We start from the raw sequence: 16,173 nt of genomic DNA on the forward strand, positions 1-16,173 counted from the left end.
ACTGCTTATTTTGAGCTACAACCACTCATAGTAGTAATTCGTACTACTTCTGTTGGTGGTAAGTTTGCATTTCTTTTTAATAGTTGCGAAACCATTTCTTTAGTTACCTCTGTAAAAGCTTCTGCTAGTGGTGTGTTTTCTTGTAACGCTACTGGGTGTCCAACATCACCTGCTTCTCGTATGCTTTGTACTAATGGTATTTCTCCTAAGAAACTAGTTTCAATATCTTCTGCTAAATTTTTAGCACCTCCTTCTCCAAAAATATAATATTTATTGTTAGGAAGTTCTGCTGGTGTAAAATACGCCATATTTTCAACGATACCTAATACTGGTACGTTAATACTTTCTTGTTTAAACATTGCCACTCCTTTTTTAGCATCTGCTAAGGCAATGTTTTGAGGTGTACTTACCACGACCGCACCGTTAATTGGTACTGCTTGCACTATTGATAAATGTACATCTCCTGTTCCTGGAGGTAAATCTATTAATAAGAAATCTAACTCTCCCCAATCTGCATCAAAAATTAATTGATTTAACGCTTTTGAAGCCATTGGTCCACGCCAAATCACTGCCTGACTTGGATCTGTAAAGAAACCTAATGATAATAGTTTTACTCCATAACTTTCAATCGGCTTCATTTTTGAACGCCCATTTACGTTTACCGCTAATGGTTTTTCTCTTTCTACATCAAACATTAAGTGCTGTGATGGTCCATAAACATCGGCATCTAACACTCCTACTTTAAAGCCCATTTTTGCTAATGAAACTGCCATGTTTGAGGTAATGGTAGATTTTCCTACTCCACCTTTACCTGAAGCTATAGCTATGATATTTTGAATATTGGGAATTTCTTTCCCTCTAATTTGATTTGGATTTTCTTTTTGTTGAACTTCCACCTTCACATTCACTTTTACATCGATTTTTTGATCAACGTGTTGGTGAATTGCTTTCATTATCTCAACTTCTACCTTCTTTTTTGCTTGTAATGATGGATTTGAAATAGTAACATCTACAATAACCTCATCTCCAAATGTAACTACATTTGTTATATTTTCGTTTTCTACTAAACTTTTACCTTCTCCTGGTGCCGTTATGGTTTCTAACGCTTTGTATATATCTTGTTTTTTAAAACTCATGTTTTATGCTATATGCTTTAAACAGCAAGCGACAAGCTTGTTGCTTATTTTTATTTAATCTTAACTGCAAAGATACGTTTTAGCCCTCAGAAAATAAAGTCTTTAGATTGGTAATATTTATAGGTTGATAAGTTGGTTTTATAGATGATTTTAAACTTGATTTTTTTAGAAAAAATCAAGAAATATAACCTTTCTCAAACCCGTATGTTAATAACACTTCATACGGATTACCCTCTAGACCTAAAAGTTGCGCAAACGCTGGTTCAGTTTTAAATCCTTGTTGTTTTAGAGCTATAATTTTAGACCTGAATTCTTTTCCTTCTTTTAACAATACTTGATATTCGATAAGCATATGTAGATATGAGTCTTGCTCTTCTGATAGTTTATTTTGTACAAAAATCTCTGTTGGAAAAGCCTTATACTTAAATGTAATGATTGTTGTTTTTAAGTTTTTGTATGATGGTATCGTCTTTATTTCAAACCTTGAAAACTCTCCATAGTTTTCGCTCACAACTTTTACAAACTCTTCATGATTATCACTTTGACAAATAATATCTAAATCACTTGAGTCTACATCAATATTTATGGGTATAGTACCCACTAAAATAGGATTGAAGTGTTTTAATAGTTCAAAAATATTCAGCTCTAATAATACTTTATGAGCTTCTTTTTGACGGACAGTTCCTTCTTTTAAGTATGTTATATCTCTGAAGTTTATCACAATTCTTCACTTGGATTCCAAAATACCTTTTCAAAATCTTGAATTTGATTCTCAACCACCTCTATTCCTTCACTTTCTAACAATTGTTGCATAAGATTTGTTCCGTCAAAATGATGTTTTCCTGTTAATAATCCTTTTCTATTAACTACTCGATGCGCTGGTACTTCTTTTTCTGAAGAGTTATTCATTGCCCAGCCAACCATTCTTGCTGAACGAGCTGCTCCTAAATAGGTTGCTATAGCTCCGTAGCTTGTAACTCTTCCATGTGGTATTAAACGCGCTACTTCGTACACTTTTTCGAAGAAATTTTTATCTGCCATGTGGTAAAGATAGGATTCTTTTAAAAAATATACGAATATGGTTCTCGATACAATTTTCACTCATTTCAATCTTGAAAATCACTCAAACGGACATTTATCAAAAAACCAATACGTTAGCGGTTACAGCAAGCTACCATGTAACTCGGAAAGCACGACCCAAAAGGAAACGTCCGAGGCAAAAAATCCTGCAAAAAGCAGGATTAGTAATTAAGTTTAAATTTTATATAAGTAATCGGTTTTCCGATTTCTAAATATTGTTTTTCGTAGAATGTTTGCGTACTGGTTACCTCTTCTGGACTGTACACATTTTTATACACATCATGATTAGAGTGCAAAATTTCGTGACCTTCTCCATGCAATAAACCTAAAGTGTAACCATGCATGAATTCACTATCAGTTTTTAGATTAACTGTTCCTTCTGAATTTAAAATACCATGGTATTTCTTTAAAAACTCAGAATTCGTCATACGATGTTTAGTACGCTTATATTTTATTTGAGGATCTGGGAAAGTAATCCAAATTTCAGAAACTTCATTTTCAGCAAAAATATAATCTACTAACTCTATTTGAGTTCTAATAAAAGCTACATTTTCCATGTTATTTTCTAGTGCTGTTTTAGCTCCTCGCCAAAATCGTGCACCTTTAATATCAATTCCAATAAAGTTTTTATCAGGATTTTTTTCTGCTAAAGCAATCGTGTACTCACCTTTACCACAACCTAGCTCTAAAACTATTGGATTGTCGTTTTTAAAAAAAGTATTCCATTTTCCTTTATAAGAAAAATCGTTAATTACTTCTTCGCGTGTTGGTTGAATAACGTTAGCAAACGTTTCATTTTCTTTGAAACGTTTTAATTTATTTTTGCTTCCCAAAGTGTGTAGAAATTAGGCTCTATCTTCTGTTCCTTCTCTTTTAAAACGAGCAGCTTCTTTCATCCAATATGCAAATAACACTAATAACACTAATAAAAAGAACCAGTTTACAGCGTTTGAAGTCCACCAACCTGCATCTGATTTAGCTAACGTTAAGCGTAACCAATTGAATGGTGCAAATAAAAAGTCGGTAAATAAACTACCAATCCATCTAAAAATATTGCCTGCTATCATATCTTAAGTATCTTTACAGCTGCAAAAATATAAAAAGAAACAATGTTAGCCAATTTTTTCGGTAAATCTAAGCCTATAAATTTTATTGTACTGTTTGTACTGTTTTTAGGGTATTTTGTTTTAAGTATTTTTTCTAAGCAATTATCTTTTAATTTAATTAAAGAACTTGGTTTGTTTTTAGTTGTTTTTTCTGTATACAACTTTATTCTTGCCAAGAATTTATTGACTTATGATAATTCTTTTGCTTTTTTGTTTTTTGTAATACTAATAGGTTTTTTTCCTGATACTATACAGATAAATAAAACTTTTTATGCTAACTTAACTATACTTCTTTTTTTACGAAAAGTATACAGTTTACAGTCTTCAAAAAACATGCTGCATAAATTGTTTGATGGTGGTTTGTGGCTTGGAGTATCGTTTTTAATAGAACCTTATGCTCCTTTATTATTAATATTACTTTACCTATCTATATTTTTACATCAACGATTTACTTATCAAACATTATTAACTCCTATAATTGCTTTTTGCTCTCCTGTTTTTTTATACTTCACCTATTATTTTTGGTATGATAACCTTGAAAAATTTTGGTTACTTTTTGATTGGGATTTTTACCCTGATTTAAGCTTTTATTCTCATGAAAAGTATTTGTTCCCTATTCTTTTCATAAGCTTTTTTTTAATAGCTTCTATTTTTTTAAAAAGCCCAAAGGCACTTGCTATTAAAAATAAATTCAGAAAAAACTGGATATTAATTCTTACTCATCTTGTAATCACTACAGCTATTTTACTTTTAGTTCAAGACGGTTCTGGAAGTGAGTTTTTATATGTATTATTCCCTGTTTCTGTTATTTTGGCTAATGGAATTGAGTTTTTTCAAAAAAAATGGTATGCTGATGTTATTATTCTCTTATTCTTAATAGTGTCTTTTACAATGAGTGCTATTGCATAAACTACATTTTTGCTCCATAAGCTAAATCACCTGCATCTCCTAAACCTGGCACTATATAGCCTTTATCATTTAGTTTTTCATCAATATCACCAATCCATAAAGTAGTGCTCTCTGGTAAGTGTTTAGCTACATATTCTACACCTTGAACTGAACCAATAACCGAAGCTATTATTATTTCTTTTGGCGTTCCATACTTTTTTATTCCCTCATAAACCTCAACCATTGAACGGCCTGTTGCCAACATAGGATCTATAAGTAATAATGTTTTTCCATCTATTGAAGGCGAAGCAAAATACCCTACCACGATTTCAAACTCTTCGTCATTGTTTGGGTGATGGCGATATGCTGATATAAATGCATTCTCTGCATCATCAAAATAGTTTAAAACTCCATTGTGTAGTGGTAACCCTGCTCTAAGAATAGAACACAATACTATATCATTTTCTGGCAATTCTACCTTTTTTGTTCCTAAAGGCGTTGTTATTTCTTTAATCTTATAGTGTAACTCTTTACTTAACTCGTATCCTATCACTTCACCTATTCGTTCGATATTTCTACGAAAACGCATTGAATCTTTTTGAACTGATGTGTCTCTGAGTTCAGCTAGGAATTTATTAAGAATAGAATTTTGTTTGGCTAAATGATGAGTTTTCATGAGGTGTATTCTTTTTGTACGCTACAAAAGTAACAGATTTTATCAAGCTTTTATAAAGTTGGTTAGTGCTTTTACTAGTTCTTCTTTTGCTTCAACATGACTCATATGTCCGTTTGGTATTGCAATTAATGAGGTATTAGTTCTCTTTGCTTCTTCTTCAACAGTAATATAATTTAATATTGGGTCATTTTTTCCTGCTATCATCAATCTCTTTTCTATTGTTTGTAAAACAACTTCCTTGTTTTCTCGCAAACGCATTCCCTCTGTTGCTGCAATATATCCTCTAACATGTGTTTTTAAGGCTTCTTCTCTTATTTTTTCTATTTCTTCGGATAACTGTAAACGCATATTCTCTGCAAACAAGTTGCTAATTGACATTTTCACCAATGTTTCGTAATTTTCCTTAGCCATTTCAACAGCTCTGAGTCGTAACTTTTTTCGTTCTTCACTATCTGCTTGAGAGGTAGAGTTCATCAAACAAATTCCTTTTACATTTTTTTGATATTTTTCTGCAAATGCCAAGGCAACATATCCCCCCATGGAATGTCCAATAAAGGTAGCTCGACGAATTTTTAATTCTCTTAAAACAGATTTTACTGCTTCTGCCATTTCTTCCATCGTATGAATATACCCAACACATCCTGTTTTTCCATGCCCTAATAAGTCAATACAAATCACGCGATTTTTTCTGGATAACTCATCAACCACCTCATTCCACATAGTCCTATTTTCTAAAAACCCGTGTAATAAAACAATACTACTTCCCTTGCCAGTATCTGTATAAAAAACAGTGGTTTCTTTAAATTTTGCAATCATTTTTTAATGTATATTCGTCGCTTACTAATTTGTTAAGCAATGCACAAAACTAAGGAGATATTTATAAACGGATTTGCTTTATTTTCAATGTTTTTTGGGGCTGGTAATTTAATTTTGCCTCCATTTTTAGGAAAAAATGCTGGAAGCTTATGGTTTTGGGTAACTATTGGCTTTTTTATTACTGCTGTTATTATTCCTATGATAGGTATTTTAGCCCATGCCAAACTACAGGGTACTATGTATGATTTTGGCAAAAAAGTCTCTCCAATTTTTAGTCTTATATATTGCTTTGTTGTATACACTATTTGTATTGCTTTACCTGCACCTAGAACTGCTTCGGTTACTCATGAAATGGCCATTGCTCCTTACTTTAATAACAGTAGTTCTTTAGTTACTAGTACAATTTATTTCGGACTTGTTTTTCTTTTTACCATGAACCGGTCAAAAGTACTAAACCTACTAGGCAAGTTTTTAACTCCTCTTATTATATTCATTTTATTGGCTATTATTTTCGTTGGTTTTTTTACAGCTCCAGATATGATTACTCCAACGACCCTTAAAGCTCCATTTGTTGATGGTTTGCTAGAAGGGTATCAAACTTTTGATGCTATTGCTTCCATAGTTGTTGGTGGTGTTTTAGTCATTTCAATGAATTTTAACACGAATACAACTTTTGAAGAGAAAAAAGAGCTTATTACCAAAGCAGGCTTTATTGCTGGTATAGGCTTATTAATTATTTATGCTGGCCTTATTTATAACGGTGTTTTATTTAGTTCTACCTTTTCTGAAAGTGCTAATAGAACAGAAATCTTAAACTCTCTGAGCAATCAAACTTTAGGAAATATTGGAAGTGTTTTTCTTAGTGTTTTAGTTGCTTTAGCTTGTTTTACAACAGCGGTTGGAATTATTACTGGAACTGCCGATTATTTTAAAGGAATTAGCAATAACTCTCAAAAGGTCTTTACAATTACTGCTATCATTAGCTGTTTACTAGGAATTGCTGTTGGTCAATTTGATGTGAAATATATTATCAATATTGCACTACCTGCTTTGATGTTTATTTATCCAATTACTATTATTTTAATTGTACTAAATGTACTTCCTGAAAAATACACTTCAACTTTAGTTTTTAAAAGTGTAGTAGCGGCAACCTTTTTATTTAGCATTCCAGATTTTTTAGGCTTTATTATCAATCCTAATTACTTAGTTGAAATAAAAAACAACATTCCCTTTGCTAATCATAATTTAGGTTGGGTATTACCTGCTATATTGAGTTTTGTCTTTTCTAATTTGATTAAAAGCAAAAAGCAAATTTCAACCGAATAAGTTACTTAATGAATGATATAATATATAAACTAAAAAAAGCTCGTAATAACGAGCTTTTTATTTTTATTTAAGTTGAGCACCTTAAAAACGATACCCTAAATTTATTCCTACTCTAGGCACAATTGAACGAGCTTCTGAAGTAAACAGGTTTCTACCCAAACCTCCATATACATCAAGTACAAAACCGCCTGAGGACACATATTTTGATCCAAAGGCTAAACCTAAAGCCCCATCTGTATATTCTTTATACTGCTTAACTGTGCTTCCTTCTACTTCAATTTCTCTTTCTCCCGTATTTATTCCCATAAACACTTCTCCAAAATAGTTCCAATTGCTATTATTTGTAAAATAATGGCGGAAAAACGGAGTAAACATTCGCTCTTCATTGTATCTAAAATCTGCTGATTTTTTTTCAAAGTTAAACAAAGCTGAAATACCAACCGAAGAACGATCAGTTGTATAATACTCGTAAGACACCTCTAGCGTTTTAAAAGCCAATGCGTCTAGTAAATCTACTTTTACCTCTTGCTGTGCATACGTGAGAGAACTGACAAAAACTACAGCTGCTAATACTATTTTTTTCATTTTAATTTTTTACTAATTATAATTTATCTACTTCCTACAAGGATGATACCACAAACATACATCTTTTGTAAAAAACAGTTTGGTTATTTATCATTTCTTGCTTAAGAACAGTTACAATTTGTATCACAGCTGCTATTTTTTTTAGGCTTAAAAAAGAACTTTTTCACTAAAAAAATAACGGCTCCACAAACGACTAGATATGTTAAAACTTCTTGCATTAACTTAAAAATTGATAGGCTATAAATGCTGATAAATAAGCCAAAACTCCCATACTTACTAGTTGAACCATTGGCCACTTCCAACTTTTTGTTTCCCTTTTTACTATTGCTAGTGTTGCCATACATTGCATTGCAAACGCATAAAATAACAATAAAGAAATTCCCGTAGCAAGGTTGAATCTTTTTTCTCCTGTTTCCGGGTTTATTTCTGACCTCATTTTTTGTTTTATAGTCGTTGTATCTTCTCCATCGTCTTCTACGCTATAGATAGTAGCTAATGTTCCTATAAACACTTCTCTTGCTGCAAAAGAACTAATTAGTCCAATACCTATTTTCCAGTCATAACCTAATGGTTTAACAACTGGTTCTATTGTTTTTCCTGCAATTCCTATATATGAGTTTGCTAACTTAGCAGATGCTATTTTTTTAGCTAAATCTTCTTCTGAAAGATTTTTATTTGCAGTATTCTCTATAACACTTTTCTCAGCATTTTCATAAGATGATGGTCCATGAGACGCTAAAAACCAAAGTACTATTGAAATTGCTAAAATGATTTTTCCTGCTCCAAAAACAAATGCTTTTGTTTTATCTAAGACATCAAAAAACACATTTTTTACTGATGGTATCTTATAATTAGGCATTTCAACCACAAAAAGTGAGTTGTTTTTTATTTTCAATGTTTTATGCAAAATATATGCTGCGATAATTGCTGCAGCAAAACCTAAAATATATAATGCTAATAAAGTAAACCCTTGTAAACTTAAAAAACCAAACAACTTAGTATCAGGAATAATTAATGCTATTAAAATTGCATACACCGGTAATCGTGCTGAACAGGTTGTAAAGGGTGTTACCAAAATAGTGATTAATCGTTCTTTCCAACTAGCAATAGTTCTAGTTGCCATAATTGCTGGAATAGCACATGCAGTACCTGAAATTAATGGAATTACACTTTTACCACTCATTCCAAAGCGACGCATAATTTTATCCATTAAAAATACTACTCTACTCATATAACCTGTTTCTTCAAGAATAGATATAAACAAGAATAAAATAGCTATTTGAGGTATAAAGATTACTACACCACCTACTCCAGGAATAATTCCGTCAGTTAATAAATCGGTGAACATTCCTGCAGGTAGTTGCGCTTTAGTAAACTCTGCGATATCAGCAAATAAACCATCAATAAGATCCATGGGAGTAGAAGCCCAATCGAAAATAGATTGAAATATCAATAATAACAATCCAAAGAAAATAACATACCCAAATATTTTATGAGTAAAAACTCTATCTAGTTTACTACGTACATCCGTAGCTTTAGAAGCATCTACCTTGTAGGTTTTATTTAAAACAGCATTTATTTGCTGATATCTATATATAGTTTCTTTATGTTGATACTTTTTTTGCTTTGTAATTTCTCCTTCAAATTCTTTTATTGCTTCTTTTTCTGAGGAAGAAAGTAATGGTTTATGGTTTTTTGTAAGCATCATCCACAACTCATAAGCTGTAAATTCATTACTTACTTTAGCTAACTTTTCAAAGTAAGCACTATCTATCTTTTGAGATAATTCGTTGAAAGTTGAGTGTACTTTTAACGAATTATAATTAGCTACTTCTTTTTTTAAGTCATCAACTCCCTCGTTAGTCCTTGCCGACATTAACACTACTTTGGTATGTAGTTCTTTTTCTAAGGCTGGCACATCTATAGAAATCCCTTTTCGCTTTAGTTGATCAGCCATGTTTAACGCTAAAATCGTCGGAACTTCTAAATCTTGAATTTGCGAAAAGAGTAATAAATTCCTTTTTAAATTTTCAATATCAGCAACTACAACAATTACATCTGGTTTTTCTTCTTGATGCGTAGTCATCAAAGTTTTTAAAACAATGCTTTCATCTATAGAGGTGGGATTAATACTATAAGTACCAGGTAAATCAGTAATCGTTGCATTTTTATCATTAGGCAATTTACAAACTCCTTGTTTTTTGTCAACCGTAACACCAGGGTAATTTCCTACTTTTTGGTTTAAACCTGTTAACTGATTAAATAACGATGTTTTCCCTGTATTAGGATTTCCAATTAAGGCTACATTAATACGATTACTCATCAGCTATAGTTTTATAATTGAAATTTGACAAGCTGTTTCTTTTCGAATCGCTAAATGACTACCATTCACACATATATACATCGGGTCTTTTAACGGAGCTATTTGAAGCAATTCTACTTCACTTCCTGGTAAACACCCCATTTCTAATAATTTCAACGGAATTTTATCCAAGCACTCTTCAGATATAATTCCTTTTTCCCCTAAATGTAACGATGCGATAGTACTCAAAAGATATATTTTTAGCTTGCAAATATACTAAAATAGAATCGTTCTAAACAGTATGCCTACACAATATTATGATTTATTTAATAGGTTGCTCTCTCTATTTGATGTCTTATATTTGTAGTATGACTTTCGACGATATTCTTGGGCAAGAACATATAAAAAACCACCTACAGCAATCGGCTGAAAATAACAGAATTCCGCATGCACAACTCTTTGTTGGTAAAGAAGGTAGTGGTACTTTACCTATGGCAATTGCCTACGCTCAATTCTTATTATGTAACTTCTCCGACAATATAGAAGCTTGTAATATTAAATGTAGCAAACTACAACACCCTGATTTACATTTTGCGTTTCCTGTAACTACAAATGATTCTGTTAAAAAGCACCCAGTTAGTAATTTATTTTTAGATGATTGGAGGTCTTTTATAGTGGAGCAACCTTATGGAAGTTTGTTTAATTGGTTACAACATATTGGTGTTGAAAATAAACAAGGACAAATTGGTGTTGATGAAGCGGAAGACATTGTAAAAAAATTACAGTTAAAATCATACGAAGGTGGTTTTAAAGTAATGATTATTTGGATGGCAGAAAAGATGAACATTGCCGCCTCTAACAAATTATTAAAACTGATTGAAGAGCCACCTAGTAAAACTATTTTCATCCTTATTACTGAAGATGAAGAGCAAATTATTAATACCATAAAATCTCGATGTCAGGCATTGCACTTCCCAGCACTAAGTGAAAGTGACATAGCCAATGCTCTAACACAACAAAAAGAAATATCAGAGAACGAAGCAATAAAGATTGCTCATCAATCAGAAGGGAATTATAACAAGGCTCTACACATTTTAAACAACAATTCAAACGATTTAGTTTTTGAACAATGGTTTATTACTTGGATTAGGGCTGCATTTAGAGCCAAAGGAAATGCCGCTGTTATTCAAGATTTAATTGGTTGGTCTGAAGAAATTGCTAAATCTGGTAGAGAAACTCAAAAACAATTCTTACAATATTGTTTGCAATTTTTTAGGCAAGCTTTACTTCTAAATTACGGAACGCCAGATTTAGTTTTTTTAGAAACTCAGTCTGCAAACTTCGAACTCGCAAAATTTGCTCCGTTTATTCATAGTGCTAATATCTTAATCATAGAAAAAGAAGTAAGTGACGCACAGTATCATATTGAAAGAAACGGAAATGCTAAAATTATTTTGTTAGATTTATCTATTAAACTAACGCGTCTTCTACACACTAAAGAAGAAAAAATCCAATCTTAACCATGAAAACAAAACACATAATTACCGCGCTTATTTTCGGAATACTTTTTGTTGCTTGTAAACAAGAAAAAAAAGGGCCGCTATTACAAGAATATTTGGTTGGAAATTGGGAAACAACATATTTGAAAATTGAATATTTAACTGCCAACGAAACCGATAGCACTTCTGTTTTTGAAGACGATTTTAGCAAACCTAAATCAGGAAAAGCACAATCTACCTATAACAGCGATGGTACTTTTTCTGCATGGTTTGTACAAGCCGATGGGAAAAAAGTTGGTGAAACTAACGGTAAGTGGAAAACTAGTAGAGATAGTTTATTTGTTGATTATCCGTATTTAGGAAAGCAAGTACAAGCTTGGTATAAAATTACACAAACTAGCAATGGTTTTAGCGCTACCTCTACTTATGACTGGGATAATGATGGAGAAACAGATGATACTTTGCTTATGAGAACTAAAAAAATTGAATTATAAAATTGCGTATTTTCAATAACATATCACTTCGAATTAGAATTTTCCTGTCAATGATACTTTTAGTGCTATTGGCATCAATTTTAATTGTAATGGTTACCATATACCAATACGATGAGCAAACAAAAGATTATAATACTGCACGTTTTGAACGTAAAGAGTTTTCTACAAAACAAGACATTGAAATAGAACTCAAACGCAGAACCACATATCCAGTAACTACTGAGAATTTAGCTAAAATTTTTCAAGATAGAATTTACGATATAGCATACGTTCATAAACTTACAATTTCTATGTATGATATGGATGGAAAGTTGCTAAAATCTTCCATTCCTTATAATTTTGATAAAAAAGAAGGACAAGATCTTCCTAATGAAACTGTTAAAGATTTAGCCAACAACTCAAATCATAAAATTTTAAAAAGTAGAACTGAAAAAGGTATCACTTACCAATCTTCATACACTTACTTAAACGACCCTCGTTTTAAAAGGATTGGAATTTTAGAATTACAAATTGCACAAGATAATGAAGAGCAAAAACATGAACTACGAGAGTTTATTTCTCGTCTATCATTAGTTTATTTGCTAATGCTCATTATTGCCATTGTTTTAGCTTACTTTTTATCAACTTATATTACTAGATCCATTCAAACCATCTCGCAAAAAATAAACGAGACCCGTTTAAATAAGCGTAACGAAAAAATTACTTTAAACTCTGCTAGTTCAGAAATCAATTCACTGGTTGCCGCTTATAACAATATGATTGACCAGTTAGAAGAAAGTGCTGTAAAACTAGCGCAAAGTGAGCGAGAACAAGCCTGGAGAGAAATGGCCAAACAGGTAGCTCACGAGATTAAAAATCCGTTAACACCTATGCGCTTGTCAGTACAAAGTTTTGAAAGAAAATTCAATCCAGAAGATCCTAATATCAAAGAAAAAATGTCTGAGTACAGCGAAACGCTTATTCAACAAATTGATGTAATGAGTTCTATTGCTTCTGCTTTTTCTGATTTTGCTAAAATGCCTACACAACGTAGAGAAAAATTGAATGTAGTTGATATCGTTAAACACTCGTTAGATATTTTTACTGAAGATTACATACATTATTTCCCTCAAGAGAGAGAGCTGTATGCAAGTTTAGACAAAACACAGTTGATACGAATTGTCACCAACTTAGTTAAAAACTCAATTCAGGCAATAAAAGACACTGATAAAAATCCTAAAATAGAAGTTAAAGTTGCTTCTGAAGGAAATAGTGTTAAAATAACAGTTTCTGATAACGGAAAAGGTATTAGTGAAGAAAATAAGGAGTTAATTTTCGAGCCTAAATTTACTACTAAAACTAGTGGAATGGGCTTAGGACTATCTATCATAAAAAATATAATTGAAGCGTATGACGGTACAATATCCTTTACTTCAACTAAAGGAGTTGGAACTGTTTTTACTGTAATATTACCTAAAACATAAACATAGTATGAATTTTGAAAATATTTTAGTTGAACAAACTAACGCATTGGCAACTATTACCATTAACCGACCAAAAAAATTAAACGCTTTAAACAAAGCTACTATTGAAGAGCTTCATAATGCTTTTAAAGCCTTGGAAGAAGATGCTAGTATTAAAGTAATTATTATCACAGGTAGTGGAGAAAAAGCATTTGTTGCTGGGGCAGACATCTCTGAATTTGCACATTTCTCTGTTGAAGAAGGAGGAATGTTAGCAAGAAAAGGGCAGGAAATTTTATTTGATTTTGTTGAAAATTTATCAACTCCTGTTATTGCCGCTGTAAATGGTTTTGCTTTAGGTGGCGGACTAGAATTAGCAATGGCTTGTCATTTTAGAGTAGCTTCAGACAATGCTAAAATGGGACTTCCTGAAGTTTCTTTAGGAGTTATCCCTGGTTATGGCGGAACACAACGCTTGCCTCAATTAGTAGGTAAAGGAAAAGCCATGGAGTTAATTATGACAGCAGGTATGATTTCTGCTGATGAAGCTAAAGAAACTGGATTGATAAACCATGTAACTTCGCAAGAAGAGTTATTACCTTTAGCTCAAAAAATAGCTTCAAAAATTATGCGTAACTCTTCTGTTGCCATTAGTGCAGCAATTAAAGCTGTAAATGATAATTTTAAAGACGGTGTGAATGGTTTTGAAAGCGAAATTACAGAGTTTGGAAACTGTTTTGGAACTGAAGATTTTAAAGAAGGGACTACTGCTTTTTTAGAAAAACGTAAACCTGAATTTCCAGGAAAGTAATTTTTTTACTAAAGAAACAACTACAAAAAAATAGCATCTAAATTAAAACTTAGATGCTATTTTTACAATAAGGGGATTACATTAATAAAATGGGGGTTATTAACTGAAGCAAATATATACTAAATTCAACAACATCCAAATTTTAACATAAAATTTTTATTAAAATAACATATATTTTACATTATAAACACAATAAATACTAAATAATTCCATTCCATTCTTTATAGAATTGTTCTAAAAAACCTTCCATATAAGCATGTCTTTGCTCCGCGATTGCTTTTCCTGTTTTAGTATTCATTTTATCTTTTAACAGCAATAATTTCTCATAAAAATGATTAATAGTAGGTGCTGTTGATTTTTTATATTCTTCTTTTGTCATTTTTAAATTAGGAGGAATTTCTGGATTGTACAATTCTCTATTTTTAAATCCACCATAATTAAAACAACGAGCTATTCCAACAGCTCCTATGGCATCTAACCGGTCTGCATCTTGGATAACATTTAACTCAGGAGAAGTGAAACTTTGTTTAAAGTTTCCTCCTTTAAAAGAGATATTGGTGATAATTTTTTCTATATGAGTAATTATTTCTTCTGATACTTGTTGACTTTCAAGAAAAGTTCTTGCTTTTTGCGGACCCACAGTTTCATCACCATCATAAAATTTGCTATCCGCTATATCATGCAATAATGCACCTAAAGAAACTACAAACTTATCAACATTTTCATTTTTTGCAATTAATAAGGCGTTTTTATATACACGTTCAATATGAAAAAAATCATGTCCTCCTTCTGCTCCTTTCAAGGTCTCTTTTACAAACTCAATAGTATTCTGTATTATTTGTTCTCTATTCATATTTCAAAAATAAAAATCCTGTACTTACAAGCACAGGATTTTAAACGTATTATTATAATTTATTAACTAAGCAATAACCGATGGCTTAACTAAGCCCTTAGCCACTAAATATTCTGCTATTTGAACTGTATTAGTTGCCGCTCCTTTACGCAAGTTGTCAGCAACAATCCACATATTTAAGGTATTTGGTTGAGATTCGTCTCTTCTAATTCTACCCACAAAAACCTCATCTTTATTATTTGCTAAAATAGGCATTGGATAAACGTTGTTTTGTACATCATCTTGTACAATAACACCTTCAGTTTGCGTAAGTAACTTACGTACTTTATCTAATTCAAAATCATTTTCAAACTGAACATTTACAGCTTCAGAATGTCCTCCTGCTGTTGGTATTCTAACCGCTGTAGCTGTTACTGCAAAAGAATCGTCTCGTAAAATCTTTTTAGGTTCTTTTACCAGCTTCATTTCTTCTTTAGTATATCCATTTTCTAAAAATACATCACAATGTGGTAATGCATTTCTTCCAATAGGGTGCGGATATGCCATTTCGCCTTCAACTCCCGCTTCTTCATTATCTAATTGACGAACCGCTTTAACACCAGTTCCCGAAACTGATTGATACGTTGAAATTACCACACGCTTCATTTTATACTCTTTGTGTAACGGAGCTAATGCCATTACCAATTGAATCGTAGAACAGTTTGGGTTTGCAATGATTTTATCTTCACTGGTTAATACATCTCCGTTAATTTCTGGAACGACTAATTTCTTCGTTGGATCCATTCTCCAAGCAGATGAGTTATCAATTACCGTTGTACCAACAGCTGCAAATTTAGGAGCCCATTCTAAAGAGGTATCTCCACCAGCCGAAAACAATGCAATATCTGGTTGCATAGCTACTGCTGTTTCTAAACCTACTACTGTATAATTTGTTCCTTGAAACTCAATTTGATTTCCTACAGAACGCTCTGACGCAACAGGAATTAATTCTGTTACTGGAAAATTACGTTCTGCCAATACTTGTAACATTACATTACCTACCATTCCGGTAGCTCCTACCACTGCTACTCTCATTTTTTTGATTTTTGAGTATAAAATTTATTGTTTGTATGCTACAAAGGTTTAAAAAAAACAAATTGGTTGTATCTCTTTTGTTAGA

At 32.0% G+C, this 16,173-nt stretch carries 18 protein-coding genes; 6 read left to right on the forward strand and 12 right to left on the reverse strand.

The window, feature by feature from the left end; all coding sequences use genetic code 11:
• Nucleotides 1-5: 5 nt before the first annotated feature.
• The 5 genes from ACXIHB_RS09775 to ACXIHB_RS09795 form a co-directional block, all read right to left on the reverse strand.
• Nucleotides 6-1,136 (reverse strand): Mrp/NBP35 family ATP-binding protein, encoded by a 1,131-nt coding sequence (locus ACXIHB_RS09775; protein WP_047787952.1) that lies wholly within the window; start codon nt 1,134-1,136, stop codon nt 6-8.
• A 175-nt stretch (nt 1,137-1,311) separates the two neighbouring features.
• Entirely contained in the window at nt 1,312-1,857 is a 546-nt protein-coding gene (locus ACXIHB_RS09780) for a DUF4269 domain-containing protein (protein WP_462098149.1), read from the reverse strand.
• Nucleotides 1,854-2,177: an MGMT family protein gene (locus ACXIHB_RS09785; protein ID WP_073182287.1), complete on the reverse strand. Its 324-nt coding sequence runs from the start codon at nt 2,175-2,177 to the stop codon at nt 1,854-1,856. Before ACXIHB_RS09785 ends, ACXIHB_RS09780 begins: the two co-directional genes overlap by 4 nt.
• 200 nt (nt 2,178-2,377) lie before the next feature.
• Nucleotides 2,378-3,049 carry a tRNA (guanosine(46)-N7)-methyltransferase TrmB gene (gene trmB / locus ACXIHB_RS09790; RefSeq protein WP_173358985.1) on the reverse strand — a complete coding sequence of 224 codons (672 nt, stop codon included), beginning with the start codon at nt 3,047-3,049 and terminating at the stop codon, nt 2,378-2,380.
• A gap of 12 nt (nt 3,050-3,061) precedes the next feature.
• Nucleotides 3,062-3,283, reverse strand: coding sequence for a DUF6341 family protein (locus ACXIHB_RS09795; protein ID WP_047787956.1), 222 nt, complete (start codon nt 3,281-3,283; stop codon nt 3,062-3,064).
• Between the two features lie 42 nt (nt 3,284-3,325).
• Here ACXIHB_RS09795 and ACXIHB_RS09800 point away from each other — a divergent pair, with 42 nt between their 5' ends.
• Entirely contained in the window at nt 3,326-4,231 is a 906-nt protein-coding gene (locus ACXIHB_RS09800; protein ID WP_073182289.1) for a DUF6427 family protein, read from the forward strand.
• Nucleotide 4,232: 1 nt separating this feature from the next.
• Here ACXIHB_RS09800 and upp read toward each other — a convergent pair whose 3' ends face one another.
• Nucleotides 4,233-4,886, reverse strand: coding sequence for a uracil phosphoribosyltransferase (gene upp, locus ACXIHB_RS09805; RefSeq protein WP_462098150.1), 654 nt, complete (start codon nt 4,884-4,886; stop codon nt 4,233-4,235).
• Between the two features lie 42 nt (nt 4,887-4,928).
• Complete coding sequence (locus ACXIHB_RS09810) at nt 4,929-5,702, reverse strand: alpha/beta fold hydrolase (protein ID WP_462098151.1); 774 nt, start codon at nt 5,700-5,702, stop codon at nt 4,929-4,931.
• A gap of 39 nt (nt 5,703-5,741) precedes the next feature.
• Between ACXIHB_RS09810 and brnQ the strand changes: the two genes are divergently transcribed.
• A complete protein-coding gene (gene brnQ, locus ACXIHB_RS09815; RefSeq protein WP_462098152.1) occupies nt 5,742-7,028 on the forward strand; it encodes a branched-chain amino acid transport system II carrier protein in 1,287 nt (428 codons plus the stop codon).
• An 81-nt stretch (nt 7,029-7,109) separates the two neighbouring features.
• Here the strand turns inward: brnQ and ACXIHB_RS09820 are convergent, their stop codons facing one another.
• From ACXIHB_RS09820 to ACXIHB_RS09830, 3 genes are all read right to left on the reverse strand, one after another.
• Nucleotides 7,110-7,613, reverse strand: a complete 504-nt coding sequence (locus tag ACXIHB_RS09820; RefSeq protein ID WP_125343844.1) for a DUF3575 domain-containing protein — start codon at nt 7,611-7,613, stop codon at nt 7,110-7,112.
• 217 nt (nt 7,614-7,830) lie between these two features.
• Nucleotides 7,831-9,936, reverse strand: a complete 2,106-nt coding sequence (gene feoB, locus ACXIHB_RS09825) for a ferrous iron transport protein B (RefSeq protein WP_462098153.1) — start codon at nt 9,934-9,936, stop codon at nt 7,831-7,833.
• A 3-nt stretch (nt 9,937-9,939) separates the two neighbouring features.
• Nucleotides 9,940-10,164 (reverse strand): FeoA family protein, encoded by a 225-nt coding sequence (locus ACXIHB_RS09830; protein WP_047787963.1) that lies wholly within the window; start codon nt 10,162-10,164, stop codon nt 9,940-9,942.
• A gap of 119 nt (nt 10,165-10,283) precedes the next feature.
• Here ACXIHB_RS09830 and ACXIHB_RS09835 point away from each other — a divergent pair, with 119 nt between their 5' ends.
• Genes ACXIHB_RS09835 through ACXIHB_RS09850 form a run of 4 tightly spaced genes read left to right on the forward strand, consistent with a single transcriptional unit; the run spans nt 10,284 to nt 14,161 of the window.
• Nucleotides 10,284-11,435, forward strand: a complete 1,152-nt coding sequence (locus ACXIHB_RS09835) for a DNA polymerase III subunit (protein WP_173359045.1) — start codon at nt 10,284-10,286, stop codon at nt 11,433-11,435.
• A gap of 2 nt (nt 11,436-11,437) precedes the next feature.
• Nucleotides 11,438-11,908, forward strand: coding sequence for a hypothetical protein (locus ACXIHB_RS09840; RefSeq protein WP_462098154.1), 471 nt, complete (start codon nt 11,438-11,440; stop codon nt 11,906-11,908).
• Nucleotides 11,909-11,958: 50 nt separating this feature from the next.
• The gene (locus ACXIHB_RS09845) at nt 11,959-13,371 is read left to right on the forward strand and encodes a sensor histidine kinase (protein ID WP_047787966.1); all 1,413 of its coding nucleotides are present in this window, start codon (nt 11,959-11,961) and stop codon (nt 13,369-13,371) included.
• A gap of 7 nt (nt 13,372-13,378) precedes the next feature.
• Entirely contained in the window at nt 13,379-14,161 is a 783-nt protein-coding gene (locus tag ACXIHB_RS09850; RefSeq protein WP_167712698.1) for an enoyl-CoA hydratase/isomerase family protein, read from the forward strand.
• A gap of 199 nt (nt 14,162-14,360) precedes the next feature.
• Here ACXIHB_RS09850 and ACXIHB_RS09855 read toward each other — a convergent pair whose 3' ends face one another.
• Complete coding sequence (locus ACXIHB_RS09855) at nt 14,361-15,014, reverse strand: HD domain-containing protein (protein ID WP_462098155.1); 654 nt, start codon at nt 15,012-15,014, stop codon at nt 14,361-14,363.
• 66 nt (nt 15,015-15,080) lie between these two features.
• Nucleotides 15,081-16,088, reverse strand: a complete 1,008-nt coding sequence (locus ACXIHB_RS09860) for an aspartate-semialdehyde dehydrogenase (protein ID WP_462098156.1) — start codon at nt 16,086-16,088, stop codon at nt 15,081-15,083.
• Nucleotides 16,089-16,173: the final 85 nt, after the last annotated feature.

The organism is Tenacibaculum sp. IMCC1, from assembly GCF_054906355.1.

Bases quoted from the DNA above. Each gene is read 5' to 3' on its own strand.
- upp (WP_462098150.1), bottom strand. From the start codon at position 4,886: ATGAAAACTCATCATTTAGCCAAACAAAATTCTATTCTTAATAAATTC.
- ACXIHB_RS09800 (WP_073182289.1), top strand. From the start codon at position 3,326: ATGTTAGCCAATTTTTTCGGTAAATCTAAGCCTATAAATTTTATTGTA.
- ACXIHB_RS09775 (WP_047787952.1), bottom strand. From the start codon at position 1,136: ATGAGTTTTAAAAAACAAGATATATACAAAGCGTTAGAAACCATAACG.
- ACXIHB_RS09810 (WP_462098151.1), bottom strand. From the start codon at position 5,702: ATGATTGCAAAATTTAAAGAAACCACTGTTTTTTATACAGATACTGGC.
- ACXIHB_RS09785 (WP_073182287.1), bottom strand. From the start codon at position 2,177: ATGGCAGATAAAAATTTCTTCGAAAAAGTGTACGAAGTAGCGCGTTTA.
- ACXIHB_RS09820 (WP_125343844.1), bottom strand. From the start codon at position 7,613: ATGAAAAAAATAGTATTAGCAGCTGTAGTTTTTGTCAGTTCTCTCACG.
- ACXIHB_RS09855 (WP_462098155.1), bottom strand. From the start codon at position 15,014: ATGAATAGAGAACAAATAATACAGAATACTATTGAGTTTGTAAAAGAG.
- ACXIHB_RS09860 (WP_462098156.1), bottom strand. From the start codon at position 16,088: ATGAGAGTAGCAGTGGTAGGAGCTACCGGAATGGTAGGTAATGTAATG.
- ACXIHB_RS09835 (WP_173359045.1), top strand. From the start codon at position 10,284: ATGACTTTCGACGATATTCTTGGGCAAGAACATATAAAAAACCACCTA.
- ACXIHB_RS09840 (WP_462098154.1), top strand. From the start codon at position 11,438: ATGAAAACAAAACACATAATTACCGCGCTTATTTTCGGAATACTTTTT.
- ACXIHB_RS09845 (WP_047787966.1), top strand. From the start codon at position 11,959: ATGATACTTTTAGTGCTATTGGCATCAATTTTAATTGTAATGGTTACC.
- feoB (WP_462098153.1), bottom strand. From the start codon at position 9,936: ATGAGTAATCGTATTAATGTAGCCTTAATTGGAAATCCTAATACAGGG.
- ACXIHB_RS09795 (WP_047787956.1), bottom strand. From the start codon at position 3,283: ATGATAGCAGGCAATATTTTTAGATGGATTGGTAGTTTATTTACCGAC.
- brnQ (WP_462098152.1), top strand. From the start codon at position 5,742: ATGCACAAAACTAAGGAGATATTTATAAACGGATTTGCTTTATTTTCA.
- ACXIHB_RS09850 (WP_167712698.1), top strand. From the start codon at position 13,379: ATGAATTTTGAAAATATTTTAGTTGAACAAACTAACGCATTGGCAACT.